This is a genomic window from Pseudoalteromonas aurantia 208 (assembly GCF_014858725.1).
Classification (GTDB): domain Bacteria; phylum Pseudomonadota; class Gammaproteobacteria; order Enterobacterales; family Alteromonadaceae; genus Pseudoalteromonas; species Pseudoalteromonas aurantia.
In genome coordinates this window covers 148,322-167,771 of the sequence record NZ_AQGV01000009.1, presented here as the reverse complement: position 1 = coordinate 167,771, position 19,450 = coordinate 148,322, and the positions used below count along the sequence as shown (strand labels likewise).

The following is a 19,450-nucleotide window of genomic DNA, read 5'->3' as shown; positions in this document are numbered from 1 at the left end:
TGTGTTCAAAATATGTAGTATCTAGGGGTAGTTAACTTGAAGAGATTGTTTTGTGCATTGTGGTTGATACTTGTCAGTGTTCAGGTATTTGCTGTGGATTTGCAAATATCTACCTTTATTGACCTAGATACTAAGGTGCCACGCGGCGCACAAATACGTTATCAAGTTGACTTTGAAAATGTTGAGCAAGATGTTGCTAACAATGTCCAACTGATTTTTCTTATTCCAGTCACCACTTCTTTTGTTTCGAGTGACAACGCTGTCTGTAAGTTTAATGCAAGTCAAAGTCGTCTTGAGTGTAATTGGGTCAGTATTGACGGCACTGATGTGCTTGATAAGCGAAAACGCGTTCAATTTACGATAAAAACCAGTAAAGATACCGCGCAAACCATTGCGTCCGAGGTGTCCGTGTCGGCGTCGAATGAAGATGCGAGTAAACTACAAAATAACGCAGAAACCCAGAATACTTCTATTGTGGCGGGTACTGACTTAAAAGTTGTATCGTTACGATCAGAGCCTCAACAAGTCTATATTAATGAAACTTATACCTACACCCTAAACATTACCAACAATGGCCCTGATGAGGCAACGAATGTTGCCGTAAAGCATGTGCTTCCCAGTTATGCAACTTGGGCTGAAGCATCGGTGAGCAATAGTAATGGTTGGTCATGTAGCGGCTCACAAATTTTAACCTGTAGCTTAGGTAAGCTTGCAGTGAGTGCATCACAATCGCTCGTGATCAAAGCAAAGTTATCTCAGCTAGGCAGTGGTACGGTAACAGCGACATCCAGTGTAAGCAGTGCAACGGCAGAAATTAATAGCGCGGATAATCAAGCCAGTGTAAGCAATCAAGTTAAAGAACATGCTGATGTGGCAGTAGAACTGAAAGCGTTAAAAAGCAATGGTACGCCATCTTATTGGGGGCCTCTTTCTTTAACGCCAAATGAGGCGCACCAATATCAAATTGTGGTGAAGAATAATGGACCAAACACGGTTTCTTCTGCGCGATTTGTTTTAACACTCGCCGCAGGAATCAGTGATGTGGCAGTGGCACAAGCCAGTGGTTGGAGTTGTTCGGTTAATATGGCTGGGGCGCAACCTAAAATCACATGTGATAAAACGGCGGTTGCCTCAGGAGTGAGCGATACGCTTAAAGTTACCGCCAAAGCACCAAATACCGAGGCAACGTACACAAATAATGCGTTGGTATCGGCGAATCTCACAGATCGCAATCAAGCGAATAATACCGCCAGTGCACAAATTAAAACTGTCAAAAGCACTGCCGCGAAGATGATCTTGATTAAGTCTATTAGTTCAGCAAAATCAGCATATTATGCTAATGACACCCTCACTTTTTTATTAACTGCACGCAATGCTTCAGCACAAACTTTGACAGTAAAAACATTGACTGACGCATTACCTGATAGTGTCGATTTTGTCAGTTACTCTTCAACAGCTTTTAATTGTAATTACCAGGCTGCAGGCAGTCAGGTTGTGTGTACGCCAAACACAGCGCAGTTAACGGCTAACAATAGTATAAGTGCCACGATCGTAGCCAAGGTAAAGGCGTCGGTCTCTAATGCCAGTGTTACCAATCGTGCCAATATTGTTTTTGATTCAAATGACAGTAGTAATGAATCGGTGGCAGCTTCTGCCGTGTTTAAAACGGTTGGAGCGCAACCTGCACTGAGTGTCACTAAGTCGAGTAATTTGCAATGGGACAATAAAAACTACATGGGGAAACGCTTTGAATTCAAGATCAAAGTAACCAACTCAGGTGGTGCGAAGGCAGTCGGTGTCGAAGTGTCTGATACATTGCTTAATGGCTATAAAGCTGAGTCAGTGACTGTGATCAAAAGTAATAATAGCGATAGTTGGACGTGCCCACAACAAGGTCCTGATGAGGTGAAATGTATAGGGGATATCAGTGTTAGTTCAAATGCTGAAGTGGTGATCACGGCTCGTAGCCCTTATACAACAGAACGACCCAGAAATATTGCTGTGGTGAAGCATAGCGCATTAGCAACGGATTTAACTGCAACCTATGAAGGGTGGGGTAACGCGCCTGTAAACCCTATGACGCTTACAATTTCTAAGCATAAATTTGCATCGACTACAAAGAATACCAGTTTGGTTAGTCGAGGAGAGAATATTAGTAGTGCAATCACAGTGACGGTGTCTAATGATGCTGATAAACCGACACAAGGCACATTGAAAGTTGTTGATGTACTCGCCAGTGGAGAGTCTTTTGTCGCAACCGGAAGTTATGGTGAAAACTGGCATTGTAGTCATTCGGGAGAGGGGCTGGGGGGGACAGTTACGTGTTTGTATCAAAAGTCGAGCTCTGGTAGTTGGCAAGGGATCCCAGTCACCAAAGCCAGTCCGCCCTCATTGCTTACCATTACCACTAATGCAAAACAGCTAGGGAATTTGAAGAATACCGCAACCGTGACGGATCATAATGGGTTGCCGGGCAGTGCTCAGCAGTCAGCAACAATCCGCTCAGCGGTGTCTGCAGATTTAAAAGTCACTAAAACAGCCAATCTTAGTCAATTATCTGCGGCGCAGAGTGAGCTAAGTTATCAAATTGTGGTGGAGAATGTCAGTGGTGACACCGTCATTGGTGATGGGCTTAGTGCGTTATTAATTAAAGATACTTTTGCGGGTACATTTAAGGCAAAAAAGGGCAAGGTTGAAACCGGTATTCGCTTTGCAGCGAGCGCCAGTAGCCAGCTTGGCGCAACATTTAGCTGTGCAAGAAGTGATGCAGGTCAGTACCAAGATACCGTAAGCACCATAACTTGTCGGCTAGGTAATAGCCAACAGTTTAAAGTCGGCGACAAGTTAATTTTAACCATGCAGGTGAGCCGACCCGTCATTACGGTCAATGGCAATTTAAACAACCTCGTTGAGGTCAGTTCTTCAACCCATGTCGATACAGATACCAGTAATAATAAAAGCAATGTATCTGTACCAGTTGTGCCGAAATTTGATGTAGGTATTACACTCGCCTCGTATGCTACCGCTCCTATTTTAAGTGGTGATGAGGCTTTGTTAACGCTTGAAGTGTCGAATATGAGTGCCACAACCGCAACTGATGTGGTGCTAAAGCATACCTTTACGCCGCCATCTGGGAGAACGTTTCAATTTATAAGTAGTGTGTTCTCGCGGGCAGGACAAGCGAATATATGTACCTTTAATGCCAGTAATGTATTGAGTTGCCCGATAGGCACTTTGACTGGAAATGAAGTTCAAACTGTCACGATTAAACTGCGACCAAAAAGTTACCACGACAGAAAAAGCTGGATATTGGCCAGCACATCTAACATTACAGCAGCCAATATTGATAACGATATTAATATAGATAACAACACAAAAGTAACCTCACTGCAGGTCAATGTACGAAACGCGAACTTAAAAATTGAAAATAACGATGTTACGGATCCTGTGGCATGGTATCCGGCTCCTCGTGCGTTTCCGGGTTCATTAGATAATGTACTCGTGTATAAAGTTGACCTTGAATATTTATTTGATAATACCGGCGACTTATCGGTTGCCAGTGGTGTAGGTTACGATTTTACCATGACACCATCAGGTGCGGATAAACAGCTCCAATTTTTATGTGATGGCAGTGCAAAAACTGGTTGTACAGTGGCACAAGCGCGATGTAATAGCATCAATACATTGATCTCCTCTGCACACACCATCACCTGTAAAGGACCTGAAAACTCAGGGAATGATTTGGCTGAGTTTGAATTACGCGAAAATAGATATGGCTCTGAGGATAATATTTATACGCGATATCTTTATTTTAAAGTGTTATCTCGACCAAAAACAACCGGTGAAGTGAGTGCGACCACAGCACGTATTTTCTCAAATGAAAATGATCCAATCACTGCAAACAATAGCGAAGCAGAGCAAACCTCTATTCGAGTTGCAGTTGATTTATCTTTAATAAAACGGGCTTCACTGAGCAAAGTCGCTGTGGGCAGCGTGTTTAATTACTTTCTTGATGTGGGAAATGCGGGTCCTGGTGATGCCGCAGATAATATCATTTATGATTATTTAAGCCATGACCTTGAATTGGCTGGCACACCTTCAATTGCTGGTGGACGTTGTGTGACCGACCAAGCGATTAAATCGGGAGAATCGAGCGCGAAAACCCGGGTGAGGTGTACTGTCGATACAATCGCGAAAGGACAATCCTTAACAGCGACGATACCAGTCAAATTGAAATCGCTTCCCTCTGGCAGCACTTTATACAACGATGCATGGATTGAAACCAAAGGATTTGATGTTAATTCTAGCAATAATCGAGATGACCTCACACTTCCATTGAGTAAAGGAAATATTTCTGGGCAGGTGTTCTTCGATGCGAATAATGATGGCGTATTACAAGCGGCAACAGACCCGGGGATTTCAGGTATCACTATTGAATTAAGTGGTACCGAGAGCACCGGTAAAAACATTGGCCCGTTGTTAAAAAATACCGGCACTAGCGGCGAATTTGTTTTTGAAGATTTATCAGCAGGCACTTATCAGTTAAAACAGTCTAAGCAAAGTCAATTATCGGGTTATCAAGATGGGTTTGATAGTCGCAATAATAGCGTTATATCTGGAAGCAACAACAGTGATGTGATCAGTAATATTACGCTTACTGCAAATCAATCATCGTCTGGAAACTTATTTGCTGAAACGTTACTTGCAGGTGACGCAAGTGTTGAAGGTTCAGTGTTTGTTGATGGCAATCAAAATGGCGTAAAGGAATCACAAGATCTGGCGATCCCAAGCCTTGCAGTCACGCTAACGGGTAACGATAAATTCGGTAACAGCGTGTCACTGTCCACTAACACAGACAGCAATGGTGTATTTAAATTTGACGCACTGCGCCAACCGGATGTAGACGGGTATGTGGTGACGCGCGCAGACACACCAAGTTATGAAGACGGCCAAGATTACCTTGATGGCATAAAGAATACTCATGCGGGTAAAGATGTGGTGAAGGTAGCCACGGTAGGTAAACCGAGTAAGGTGATCTTTACTGAATTACCTAATGTTGGCGAAGCCCGTGTTGAAGGCGCTGTGTTTGTTGATGGCAATCAAAATGGTGTTAAAGAATCACAAGATCTGGCGATCATAAGCCTTGCAGTCACCCTGACCGGTAAAGATAAGTTCGGCAATGCAGTGTCATTGAGCACCAACACCGACAGTAATGGTGCCTTTAGTTTTACGGCGCTGCGCCAACCCGATGCCGACGGGTATGTGGTGACACGCTCAGATACACCAAACTATGAAGACGGTCAAGATTACCTTGATGGCATCAAGAATATCCATGCGGGTAAAGATGTGGTGAAGATCACTACGGTAGGTAAACCAAGCAAGGTGATCTTTACCGAACTACCTAATGCAGGCGAAGCCCGTGTTGAAGGCGCGGTGTTTGTTGATGGCAATCAAAATGGTGTTAAAGAATCACAAGATCTGGCGATCATAAGCCTTGCAGTCACCCTGAGCGGTAAAGATGAATTTGGCAACGCAGTGTCATTAACCACCAACACCGACAGTAATGGTGCATTCAAATTTGACGCACTGCGCCAACCGGATGTAGACGGGTATGTGGTGACACGCGCAGATACGCCAAGTTATGAAGACGGCCAAGATTACCTTGATGGCATCAAGAATACCCATGCGGGTAAAAACGCGGTGAAGGTAGCCACGGTAGGTAAACCAAGCAAGGTGATCTTTACTGAACTACCAAATGCTGGCGAAGCCCGAGTTGAAGGCGCGGTGTTTGTTGATGGCAATCAAAATGGTGTTAAAGAATCACAAGATCTGGCGATCATAAGCCTTGCAGTCACCCTGAGCGGTAAAGATGAATTTGGCAACGCAGTGTCATTAACCACCAACACCGACAGTAATGGTGCATTCAAATTTGACGCACTGCGCCAACCGGATGTAGACGGGTATGTGGTGACGCGCGCAGATACGCCAAGTTATGAAGACGGCCAAGATTACCTTGATGGCATCAAGAATACCCATGCGGGTAAAAACGCGGTGAAGGTAGCCACGGTAGGTAAACCAAGCAAGGTGATCTTTACTGAACTACCAAATGCGGGCGAAGCCCGTGTTGAGGGCACGGTGTTTGTTGATGGCAATCAAAATGGTGTTAAAGAATCACAAGATCTGGCGATCCCAAGCCTTGCAGTCACGCTGAGCGGTAAAGACGAATTTGGCAACGCAGTGTCACTGACTACTAACACTGACAGTAATGGTGCATTTAAATTTGACGCACTGCGCCAACCGGATGTAGACGGGTATGTGGTGACGCGCGCAGATACGCCAAGTTATGAAGACGGCCAAGATTACCTTGATGGCATAAAGAATACCTATTCGGGTAAAAATGCAGTGAAGGTAGCCACGGTAGGTAAACCAAGCAAGGTGATCTTTACCGAGCAGCCCAATGTCGGTGATGCCCGTGTTGAAGGGTCAATATTTGTTGATGGCAATCAAAATGGTGTGAAAGAAAGCAAAGATCTGGCGATCATCAACCTTGCAGTCACGCTGAGCGGTAAAGACGAATTTGGCAACGCAGTGTCACTGACTACTAACACCGACAGTAATGGTGCATTCAAATTTGACGCACTGCGCCAACCGGATGCAGACGGGTATGTGGTGACGCGCGCAGACACACCCAGCTATGAAGATGGCCAAGATTACCTTGATGGTGTGAAGAATGCCTATGCGGGTAAAAACGCAGTGAAGGTAGCCACAGTGGGTAAACCAAGCACAGTGATCTTTACTGAACTACCAAATGCGGGCGAAGCCCGTGTTGAGGGCACGGTGTTTGTTGATGGCAATCAAAATGGTGTAAAGGAATCACAAGATCTGGCGATCCCGAACCTAGCTGTCACGCTGAACGGTAAAGATGAATTTGGCAACAGTGTCTCATTGACCACCAACACCGACAGTAATGGTGCGTTTAGTTTTACTGCGCTTCGCCAACCGGATGCAGACGGATATGTGGTGATGCGCGGTGATACACCCAGTTATGAAGATGGCCAAGATTACCTTGATGGCATAAAGAATACCTATGCGGGTAAAAACGCAGTCAAGGTAGCCACAGTGGGTAAACCAAGCACAGTGATCTTTACTGAACTACCAAATGCGGGCGAAGCCCGTGTTGAGGGCACGGTGTTTGTTGATGGCAATCAAAATGGTGTAAAGGAATCACAAGATCTGGCGATCCCGAACCTAGCTGTCACGCTGAACGGTAAAGATAAGTTCGGCAATGCCGTGTCATTGAGCACTAACACTGATAGTAATGGTGCCTTTAGTTTTATGGCGCTTCGCCAACCGAATGCAGACGGATATGTGGTGACGCGCGCAGATACGCCAAGTTATGAAGATGGGCAAGATTACCTTGATGGCATCAAGAATACCCATGCGGGTAAAAACGCGGTGAAGGTAGCCACAGTAGGCAAACCAAGCAAGGTGATCTTTACCGAACTACCTAATGCTGGTGAAGCCCGAGTTGAAGGCGCTGTGTTTGTCGATGGCAATCAAAATGGCATAAAGGAAGGTAAAGATCTCGCGATCACCAACCTTGCAGTCACGCTGAGCGGCAAAGATAAATTCGGTAACAGCGTGTCACTGTCCACTAACACAGACAGCAATGGTGTATTTAAATTTGACGCACTGCGCCAACCGGATGTAGACGGGTATGTGGTGACGCGCGCAGACACACCCAGCTATGAAGATGGTCAAGATTACCTTGATGGTGTGAAGAATACCCATGCTGGTAGAAACGCGGTGAAGGTAGCCACAGTAGGCAAACCAAGCAAGGTGATCTTTACCGAGCTGGCCGATATGGGTGAAGCCCGTGTTGAAGGCGCTGTGTTTGTTGATGGTAACCAAAACTTACGGCGCTGCGCCAACCCGATGCCGACGGGTATGTGGTGACACGCTCAGATACACCAAACTATGAAGACGGTCAAGATTACCTTGATGGCATCAAGAATACCCATGCGGGTAAAAACGCGGTGAAGGTAGCCACGGTAGGTAAACCAAGCAAGGTGATCTTTACGGAATTGGCAGATGTGGGTGAAGCCCGAGTTGAAGGCGCGGTGTTTGTTGATGGCAATCAAAATGGCATAAAAGAAGGTAAAGATCTGGCGATCACCAACCTAGCAGTCACGCTTACCGGTAAAGATGAATTTGGCAACACAGTGTCATTGACCACTAACACCGACAGTAATGGTGCGTTTAGTTTTACCGCGCTTCGCCAACCGAATGCAGACGGATATGTGGTGACGCGCGCAGACACACCCAGCTATGAAGATGGTCAAGATTACCTTGATGGTGTGAAGAATACCCATGCTGGTAGAAACGCGGTGAAGGTAGCCACAGTAGGCAAACCAAGCAAGGTGATCTTTACCGAGCTGGCCGATATGGGTGAAGCCCGTGTTGAAGGCGCTGTGTTTGTCGATGGTAATCAAAATGGCGTGAAGGAAAGTCAAGATCTTGCGATCCCAAGCCTTGCAGTCACGCTTACCGGTAAAGATGAATTTGGCAACGCTGTGTCACTGACCACTAACACTGACAGTAATGGTGCCTTTAGTTTTACCGCGCTTCGCCAACCGAATGCAGACGGATATGTGGTGACGCGCGCAGATACGCCAAGTTACGAAGACGGCCAAGATTACCTTGATGGCATAAAGAATACTTATGCGGGTAAAAACGCGGTGAAGGTAGCCACGGTAGGTAAACCAAGCAAGGTGATCTTTACCGAACTACCTAATGCTGGTGAAGCCCGAGTTGAAGGCGCTGTGTTTGTCGATGGTAATCAAAATGGCGTGAAGGAAAGTCAAGATCTTGCGATCCCAAGCCTTGCAGTCACGCTGAGCGGTAAAGATGAATTTGGCAACGCTGTGTCATTGAGCACCAACACAGATAGCAATGGTGCCTTTAGTTTTACGGCACTGCGCCAACCGAATGCAGACGGATATGTGGTGACGCGCGCAGATACGCCAAGTTACGAAGACGGCCAAGATTACCTTGATGGCATAAAGAATACTAACCGAATACAGACGGATATGTGGTGACGCGCGCAGATACGCCAAGTTACGAAGACGGCCAAGATTACCTTGATGGCATAAAGAATACTTATGCGGGTAAAAACGCGGTGAAGGTCATTAAGGTGGGTAAGCCAAGCAAGGTGATCTTTACTGAACTACCAAATGCGGGCGAAGCCCGTGTTGAGGGCACGGTGTTTGTTGATGGCAATCAAAATGGTGTTAAAGAGCCTAAAGATCTGGCGATCCCAAGCCTTGCAGTCACGCTGAGCGGTAAAGATGAATTTGGCAACGTTGTGTCACTGACCACTAACACTGACAGTAATGGTGCCTTTAGTTTTACCGCGCTTCGCCAACCGAATACAGACGGATATGTGGTGACGCGCGCAGATACGCCAAGTTACGAAGACGGCCAAGATTACCTTGATGGTATCAAGAATACCCATGCGGGTAAAAATGTGGTGAAGATCACTAAAGTAGGTAAACCGAGTAAGGTGATCTTTACTGAACTACCTAATGCGGGTGAAGCCCGTGTTGAGGGCGCGGTGTTTGTTGATGGCAATCAAAATGGTGTTAAAGAGCCTAAAGATCTGGCGATCCCAAGCCTTGCAGTCACGCTAAGCGGTAAAGATGAATTTGGCAACGCAGTGTCATTGAGCACCAACACAGATAGCAATGGTGCATTTAGTTTTACGGCACTGCGCCAACCGAATTCTGATGGATATGTGGTGACGCGCGCAGACACACCCAGTTACGAAGACGGCCAAGATTACCTTGATGGCATAAAGAATACCTATGCGGGTAAAAACGTCGTCAAGATCATCAAGATTGGTAAACCAAGTAAAGTGATCTTTACCGAGCAAGCCAATGCTGGGAGTTTGCAGCTTGAAGGTCGAGTGATTTTAGATGTTAATCAAGATCGAGTATTTGGTAGCGACGATAAAGGCTTGGTAAATATTTCGTTCGAGTTATCAGGAAAAGATGAATTTGGCTTTGATGTTAAAGTAAGTACAACGTCAAATACTAATGGTGAGTTTGTATTTACAGAGTTACGCCAGCCCTCGCCTGACGGTTATTGGCTGTCGCAAGGAAAGGTCGATGTTTATTTAGATGGGCGAGATTACCTATCGGGCGCTGTGGTTAAAGAGCAAGATGGAATTAAATTACATCAGGTTGCGTTAGCGAAAGGCGTAGTTTTATTTACTGAAAAGCATCCTAAGAATGAAGCAAAGATCAGTGGCCGAGTTTATGTTGATGTTGCGCAAGATGGAACCGAGCAGTCTCAAGATAGACATATTTCTGGCGTGGAACTGATCCTTTCAGGCCAAGATATTCTAGGTCGTGAGGTGAATTTAAAAACCACTACCGACCAGCAGGGTAACTACGTATTTGATAACTTATTTGCCTCGAATAGCCAAGGATATACAGTAAAACAGGTTCACCCTTCTTTGTACAATGATGGAATTGATTACTTAGCATCTAAGGCGATTAGTAATAGCCATAAAAGTGATGTGGTTGATAATATGGCATTGGTAAACTCAGCACATATTCGGTTAGATTTTACTGAGCAGTTACCTGCCAATGATGCCAAAATTACAGGCACTATTTTTGTTGATGTTGCGCAAGATGGTCAATTTAGTGCTAATGACAAAATGCTTTCTGGCTATGAAATTAAATTAGCAGGCAAAGATTTATTTGATAATGAAGTATCATTGAATACAACATCAGATAGTCTGGGTCAGTTTGAGTTTTCTCAGTTATATGCTGCCAATAGTGCGGGATATCGACTCACTCATACACAGTCAGAGATATATGTTGATGGTGCAGACTACCTGAATCATACCAAACAAACCAATCCTGATGATGTTGTTACAGTCAGTGTTAGCACCTCAAGTACTACACATGTTGATTTAACCGAAAAATTACCTGCTAACGACAGTGTTATCAATGTCATCGTGTTTGCAGATCAAAATCAAAATGGTCAGTTGGATACGATAGATTCGGCTTTGGCGAATACAGAAATCTCTTTATCGGGTAAGAATATACTGGGTGAGAGGGTAAATCTCAGTGCGCTGACAGATAGTCAAGGTAGAACGTCATTTACACAACTTTATGCGTCTGATGTGCAGGGTTATTTACTTACCCAAATACAACCTGCATATCACTTTGATGGTAAAGACTATGTGCAAGACAGCTTAATAAGCAACAGTGACAATACCGATCTTATTGCTCAGTTGCGTGTAACGGGCAGCAATGTATTAACTGCAGTGTTTACGGAGTTAGCACCCGTTAATGATGCGGTAATAACTGGGCGCGTCTTTGTTGATCAACAACAAAATGGTCAATTTGAGGCAACAGACAGTGGGTTAGCAAATGTAACTGTGACTTTGCAAGGGGCGGATATATTTGACCGTGCAGTACAAGCAACGGCCGTAACCAACAGCAATGGTGAGTTTAATTTTGAGCAGTTATATGCTTCGAATCCAATAGGGTATCGTTTGGTCCAGTCTCAGCCAGCGGAGTATTTGGATGGTCTTGATTATAAACAAGGCGCGATAACTGTTGATAATGATCAAATTAGCAATATTGCTGTTGCACAAAGTGCTCAGCAAAGCGGCTACTTATTTACTGAGTTAGAGCAAGCTAATTCAAGTATCAGCGGTGTGGTGATAAGTGATGTTAATCATGATGGTTTACAGCAAGGCAGTGAACTTGGTATTGCCAATGTTGAGATTAAACTGACGGGTACATCACGTTATGGCGAGGTTGTTAACCACAGTGTAAGCAGTGATTCAAATGGGACATTTATTTTTGAGCATTTGCCTGCCAGTGATATTCGTGGCTATCAAATTAAGCAAATACAGCCTCATGGTTGGTATGACGGCCTAGAGTCTCTCGCAGGTCAAATTCAAACCAGTGAGAATGACGTGTTTAATATTGTGCTCGATTCCTCACAAGATGTTGATAGCTTGGTATTTGCTGAACTAGCGTTGTCACAAGTTAGTGGCTTTGTGTTTGTTGATACTGACGATAATTTGTTACTTAGCTCAGAGGAGCGCAGTATTTCGAACGTCGCTATAACGTTACGTGGTATCAGTATCAATAGCGAAGTCATTGAATTATCAGTGCAAACCAATGTAAGCGGTTTTTATCAATTCACTGAGTTACCACCAAGTAATCATCAAGGCTACCAACTGAGTCAAGTTCAACCCAATAATTACGCTGATAACTTTGATGCCTTAGGCGGTGAGCGTATTGCCGACAGTGATCAAACTGACGTGATTTTACTTGGTCAGGTATGGCCTGGCAGCGATTTAATCAACAATAACTTTACTGAGCGTTATGCAATCGAATTGCAAGGAAGAGTATTCGTTGATATGGATGACGATGCCAAACTACCGGCACTATTAAGTAAAAATGAATATCAAGCGCTTGCTATTAGTGATGTTTTGATCACTTTATCAGGGAGTGACTATCGCGGTGAAGCAGTTAAGCATGAAACACGAACTAATGAATTGGGTGAATACCAGTTTACTGATTTAGCCCCTAGCTCAGCACAAGGGTATGTGATTGAACAGCTACAACCTGAGCAGTACGTGGATGGCCAAGAAATGGCTATGGCACAATTAGTTGCCAACTCTAAAGGCCAAGATATTATCACCACACCTCAGTTGTTAGGCACAAAAAACTATGCGTATTTCGATTTTGCTGAATTACCGAAAGCCTCTATAGGGGGCGCCGTTTGGGTAGACAGTGATGAAAATGGGCTTCTTGATGACGATGAAACCATCGGTATTAGTGGTGTTACCCTCACACTGTCAGGAGTAACAACGGATAATGAAGCGGTAGAAATAGTCACAACCAGTAATGATCAAGGGACGTTCTTGTTTGATTTCTTACGCCCAGGTGTTTATCAGGTAATTCAAACACATCCAACAGCTTGGCTCGATGGGAAAGAGCAATTGGGGTCTCTTGGCGGCGATGTGCAAAATGATGGTTTTTTAAATATAACCTTAGGACTGGGAGAGCAGGGCGTTGGATACAACTTTGCTGAGCGTGGCAGTCATATTGCCGGTACGGTGTATGTTGATTTAAACGATGATGGCGAGCAACAGCGTTCAGAAGTTGGCTTAAGTGATGTTGCGATTCATATTTCAGGTGTAGATTTAAACAATCAGAGTGTGTCACGTACCGCAATCACAGATCGTTATGGTCGTTATCAGATCCGTAATTTACCCCTGTCAGATCAAAATGGCTTTGCATTGACAGAAACGCAACCAGAAAATACCCAAGATGGTAAAGAAGCCGCAGGCAGTATTGGGGGAGTCGTTGCCCCGAGAATTGGCGACGACCAAATCAGTGAAATCATCATAGAGCGCCATATTACTGATGCTACAGCGTATAACTTTGGCGAACAGTTAATGGATCCGGCGACGATCAGCGGTGCAGTTTGGCAAGATAACAACCATAACCGTGCTGATGATGATGGTAACGGCCAAGCTGGATGGTTAGTTGAGTTACTACCTGATCAATTAAATGGTGAAGCTAACGAACTAGATTCTGAACCGCTAGCGGTTGTTGAATCTGATCAAAGTGGTAAATATCGATTTGAAGGCTTACCTGTGGGGGTATACGAAGTGCGTTTTCGTCATCCTCAGGGAGGCGTGATTTATGGCATTCCAGTATCAAATAATCCTGATACCAATACAGACAAAGGCACTATTTTAAATATTGTGCTCAGTGCCGGAGAGCATGTGTCTGAGCAATCTCTTCCAGTTGATCCATCAGGGGTGATTTACGATGTCAATTCACGTACGCCAATACAAGGTGCCAAAATTGAGATCACAGGCCCAGTGGGGTTTGATCCTGATTTACACCTGGTGGGTGGGCAGCCGAATGTTGAGCAAACCACTGGGGATGATGGTTTTTATCAATTCTTATTATTTGCACAAGCGCCAGCTGGAGAATACCGTTTAGAGGTAACTTCACCGAGTGGTTATTATAGCGGTCTGTCAAAACAGTTACCGGTATGTGATGTGCAGCTGAAAGTCGGTGCTCATGAATTACCTGTGACGATACATAGAGTAAATACGGCGCCGACATTAGCGGCGGTAAAACATGATCCTTTGGCATGTCCTAGCGATTCACAAGGCATTTATGCCGCAATGGATTCAACCCAGTACTACACCCGTTTTTTCATTCAGCCAAAACTGCCATCAGGTAATGTGGTTAATAACCATATTCCATTAGATCCCTATGATGAAAATATGGTGCAAGTGAGTAAAAAAGCACTGAAACAAGATGTGGTGATTGGTGAGCTGATCCCATATCAAATTGCCATTCATAATCGTGCTGAAATAAGCATTAACCCAGTTGATTTTATTGATCAGCTTCCCGCTGGGTTTAAGTATGTCGCAGGGAGCGCTCGCATTGACGGGCAATTTATGGAACCGCAACAAATGGGACGTCAGTTGCGTTGGTATGGACGCACCTTGTCACCTCAGCAAATTGTGCTGATTGATTTACTGGTTGTGGTTGGTGCTGGTGTGAGTGAAGGCAAGTTTGTCAACCAAGCATGGGCTGAGTTTAGTGGTGGTCAATTTAATGGTTTAAATACTAAGCGCATTTCAAATATAGCCAGTGCAACAGTGCGTGTGATCCCTGATTCAATCATGGATTGTAGTGATTTGACCGGGCAAGTATTTGACGATATGAACCGTAATGGCATTCATGATCCCCAAGAACCCGGCTTACCAGCCGTTAAATTAGCCACAGCACAAGGGCTTTGGATCACCACAGATCACTATGGTCGTTACCACCTTGCGTGTGCCGATGTGCCACATCAAAGTCGTGGTAGCAACTTCATCATTAAAGTTGATACGCGCAGTTTACCGTCTGGGTATCGAGTGACGACAGAAAACCCTCGAGTGGTGCGTCTTACGCGAGGTAAAAATGTGGAAGCTAATTTTGCTGCCAGCATTCATCGTGTGGCACGTATTCAATTAAGTGATGAAGCATTTGAAAATGGACAGATCAAAGCAAACTATCGGGCGCAGTTAAATCAACTACTGGATGCCGTTGCATCAACCGATGTGGTGATAAGACTGGAATACAGTGATGCTAAAAATGAAGGTTATGAGATAGCACAACAGCGCGTTACGCAGCTAAAAGAATGGCTTGTTGAACAATGGCAAGACAGCAATAAGGATCACACCTTGACTGTGGAAGAAGAAATAGTTGAATCGGTATTTTCGCAGCATCAGAGCGTAAATATGGGGGAAGGTTATGATTAAGTTACGTGCTTTAAACCCTGTATCGGTTTCAGTAATCGCAGTACTGAGTTGCAACATGAGCAGTGTCGCTTTGGCAGCGAGCTTAGAATATAACATGGTGCGAAGTACTGGCATCGGCAGCAATACTGAACAGCAATTAGTACAAAAACACTTTGTGCTACACGCGCTGGTGCCGGTCAGTGGCAAAGAGGTAGAACAACCACACACTGAGCAAGTGGCAAAAAAAGCCAATTACGTGAAAGATTCTGCCATTCGTTTTGTGTCAGGAAAGCACTTTCTAACCGGCTCAACAAAACAAGAAATGGATTTTATCATTGGCCAGCTTCGCGGAAAAAAACAATTAAAATTACACTTCATTGGCCATGCTGACAGCCAACGGCTCAGCCCGAATGCGAAGAAAATTTATAAAACCAATCAGGGCCTGTCAGAACATCGAGCGGATATTGTGGCTGGCTACTTCCGCCAGCAATTAGGGCTAAAAAATGATGCGACTACCACTGATGGGCGCTCAAACCGCGAACCTATTGCCAGTAACGCCACTTTAGCGGGTATGGCGCGAAATCGCCGCGTTGAAGTGATAGCGGTGTATGTTGAAGAAAAAACCACAACCAAAACAGTGATACAAGCTGGGCCACAACGACAGCTAATATGTGACAACCCCATGTTACCACAGCCCGCAATGGCCATTACGCTGGATGGACAACCGTTTGCGTCTGGTGATAGCGCCAATAATGCTGATCAACAACGCTGTGCAGATGTGGCGCTTAAAAAAATGCAGCTGCAATTGAAATACGATCCACTTGAGGCACTGCCTAAGCTCAGTATTCAACATGCATTAACCCAATCGGGTAATACCTTGATGATGCATTTGAAGGGTTACAGTAACTACAGCAGTTTTATAAAATATGCAGAAGTCTTGGTTATGGCGCCGGATGATCAGCAGGTACTCAGTAAGGTGTCACTCAATGATAATTTGGAGGGGAAGTGGCGTTTACCCGGTAACTTACTCGGGATGAGCTTAGCGTACCGATTGAGAGTGTATGACAATAGCGGCCGCTTCGACGAAACAGTGCTCAATAGTGCAGACTTTCGGCCTAAATTTGCGGTAGAGCCAGAAAAAGTAACAGGCTACTTACTGACAAGCTATGGCAAGTCTCAATTAGAAAAGCAAAATATCAAAGTAGCAGGAGGCACGCTGACGTTATATGGCGAGCAAGTGCCAGAGCAGCACCATGTGTTCTTTTTAGGTCGTGTGGTGGCTATCACCCGCGAGCGTAAATTTGTCCATCAGCAAATTGTTCGTTCCGGCTTTCATCGTGCTGAAGTGGCTGTTTTGGATGATGATGGCAATGGCACTTTGATCCACCGAGATTTAGCGCTACCAAAAAGTGATTGGTTTTATGTAGCGATGGCTGACTTAACGGTTGGACAAAATAGCCATAATGGACCGGTTGATTTACTCAATAAAACTCAACATAAAGGTGGTGAGCTATTTGCTGATGGCCGTTTGGCTGGCTACATCACAGGAAAATGGCAAGACGAGTACCAAGTCACAGCAAGAATCGATACCCGTGAAGCGCCTCTTAACGAGCTATTTTCGAACATTCATCAAAAAGATCCTAAAAGCTTATTCAGGCGTTTGGAAGAGCAAGCCCATCCGAGTGAATTTGGTGATGACTCAACCACACGAGATGATGCGCCCAGTAATGGTAAGCTGTATTTAAAAATTGCCAAAGATGATAATCAGGTTTTATGGGGTAACTTTAACACGCAAATAAGCGATACAGAGTTAAGCCGAGTAGAGCGTGGTTTATACGGTCTACAGGCAAAGTATGTGAGTGCTGATGTAACACAGTTTGGTGAACATACCGCTGGTGCCGAGTTATTTGTCGCTGAAGCTGAAACCCTACCTGCTTATGAAACGCATAGGGCCACCGGAGGCTCGCTTTATTACCTTCAACATCAAGATATTGTCATTGGCTCTGAGCAAGTAGCCGTTGAAGTACGAGATAAAATCTCTGGGTTAGTGTTAGTACGTCGAGCATTAGTGGCTGGGCAAGATTATGATATTGATGCTTTGCAAGGGCGTATATTACTCACCAAACCTTTGTCGTCATTTGAATTTGATGACTTATTGGTCCGTGCTGCGAGCTTAGATAACAACCCCACCTATTTAATCGCTAATTATGAATACAGCGCAGGATTTTCGCAGCTGAATAATTTGACCTATGGTGGCCGTATTAGCCAATGGTTAAACGACAAAGTGCAAATCGGCGCAACAGTACGTCAGCAAAAGCTCGATGAATATGATGATAACTTATATGGTTTGGATGCGATATATCGGCACAGTGAACACAGTTATGTGAAAGTTGAAGCGGCTGAAACACAAGGTATCGCGAGTGCGTTAAGCACTTTTAATGGAGGCTTTAGTTTTGATAATACACACTCTGCTGACACGCCAACGAATGCACAAGGAATGCGTGTTGAAGCTGCCTCTACATGGCACGAATTAGGGTTAAATAACGATGGCAAAGTCAATGTGTATTGGCAAAAGCTACAACAAGGCTTTGCGGGGCTTGGTCAAGTCAATGCCGATGAAGCACAAACCGCTGGGGTTTTATTAACTTGGCAAGCAACAGCAGATACGCAGGTTAAACTTAAAGCTGACGAGAATAAGGTGAAAGCACGTTATCATCGCCAAGCGGTTGAGCTAGACATTGCACACGAATTGACTGAGCAATGGCAAGTGAGCACAGGGATCCGCATGGATAAGCGTGAGCAGCTACATGCTGTATCATCTGCAAATGCACTTGTGGTAGGGCAAGCAGATGAAGGTCAGCGCAAGGATGTAGCTGTACAACTGCAATATAATCCTAAAACAGACTGGTTAGCGTATGGGTTTGTGCAAGGCACACTCGATAAAGAAGTAACGCGTCAGGCCAATGATCGAATTGGCTTTGGGGGAGAGGTTCAGATTTCTGAAGCGATCACATTCAAAGGCGAAACATCTCAAGCAAAGCAAGGCTTTGCGGCTGTTGCTGGGGTTGATTATGCTTACAGTGCGTCAGGCAATGTATATCTCAATTATCAATTAGACCCTGATGGAGATGACTTATTCAATTCTCGTCAACAGCGTCAATGGGTAACGGGTGCTCGACATCGTTTTAGTGATTCAACCAGTGTGTATGGTGAGCAACAATTCCAAAAAGATGATCGTCAAACGGGCATCACGCACGCTTATGGCGTTGATCATAGCATTAACGAACGTTGGCAAGTGCAGGTTGGCTTTGAAAATGGCGACATAGATTTATTTGAGCAAGGTCAATTGGCGCGAGACAGCGTCACGTTAGGGGTAGGGTATTTACACCAAGGCCTGCGCTGGTCGGGCGCGCTAGAATACCGCCAAGACAGCACTGATGATGAGCAGCGTACTAACTGGCTGATGCGGCATAACTTTACCGCTAAGTTGTCACCTGATTGGCGAGCGCAGTTACGTTTTGATACGGCAATAAGTGAGAGTAATGCTGAAACTGAAAATAGTGGCTTAAACAGTGACTTTACGGAGTTTCAGTTAGGATTTGCTTATCGTCCTATAGAAGCAAGCCCTTGGTCCGCGATGGCGAGTGTGACTTATTTAGAAGATTTAGCACCCGCGCAGCAACTCAATGGCATTGGCTTAGATAACACCCCACAGCAACGTAGTACGGTATGGTCAGTTGATGTGAATTACCGCTTAACTTCGCGTTGGCGAGTGGGTGCTAAGTTTGCTCAGCGTACAGGAGAGGTGCGATTAGGGCGCGACGCAGGACCTTGGTTTGACTCAACTGCTCAGTTGCATGTACTCAGAGCAGACTATCACTTAGCACATAACTGGGATGCAACCATAGAGTGGCGTAATTTAGCTGTCGATCGTGCGCAAGACGAGCGTAGCGGTGCACTTGCAGCCATTCATCGCCATATCGGCGAGCATATGAAAGTAGGTATTGGTTATAATTTTACCGAGTTCTCTGATGATTTAACGGATTTTGATTATGACTCAAAAGGTTGGTTTATAAATTTAACCGGAAAATTTTAACAAATAAACGCACT

General features: G+C 44.8%; 4 protein-coding genes. All 4 read left to right on the top strand.

Annotated elements, in window-relative coordinates; genetic code table 11:
- Positions 1–36 precede the first annotated feature (36 nt).
- The 4 genes from PAUR_RS00710 to PAUR_RS00695 are packed head-to-tail and all read left to right on the top strand — an operon-like array spanning position 37 to position 19,436.
- Positions 37–7,956, top strand: coding sequence for an SdrD B-like domain-containing protein (locus tag PAUR_RS00710; RefSeq protein WP_192505926.1), 7,920 nt, complete (start codon positions 37–39; stop codon positions 7,954–7,956).
- A complete protein-coding gene (locus tag PAUR_RS00705; RefSeq protein ID WP_192505925.1) occupies positions 7,953–9,098 on the top strand; it encodes an SdrD B-like domain-containing protein in 1,146 nt (381 codons plus the stop codon). The genes PAUR_RS00710 and PAUR_RS00705 overlap by 4 nt, the downstream gene beginning before the upstream one ends.
- Positions 9,095–15,361 (top strand): SdrD B-like domain-containing protein, encoded by a 6,267-nt coding sequence (locus PAUR_RS00700; RefSeq protein WP_192505924.1) that lies wholly within the window; start codon positions 9,095–9,097, stop codon positions 15,359–15,361. The genes PAUR_RS00705 and PAUR_RS00700 overlap by 4 nt, the downstream gene beginning before the upstream one ends.
- Positions 15,354–19,436, top strand: a complete 4,083-nt coding sequence (locus tag PAUR_RS00695; protein WP_192505923.1) for an OmpA family protein — start codon at positions 15,354–15,356, stop codon at positions 19,434–19,436. Before PAUR_RS00700 ends, PAUR_RS00695 begins: the two co-directional genes overlap by 8 nt.
- Positions 19,437–19,450 lie beyond the last annotated feature (14 nt).

What these genes read in the sequence shown, in the direction of transcription:
- PAUR_RS00695 (WP_192505923.1), top strand. Translation starts at nt 15,354, where the DNA reads ATGATTAAGTTACGTGCTTTAAACCCTGTATCGGTTTCAGTAATCGCA.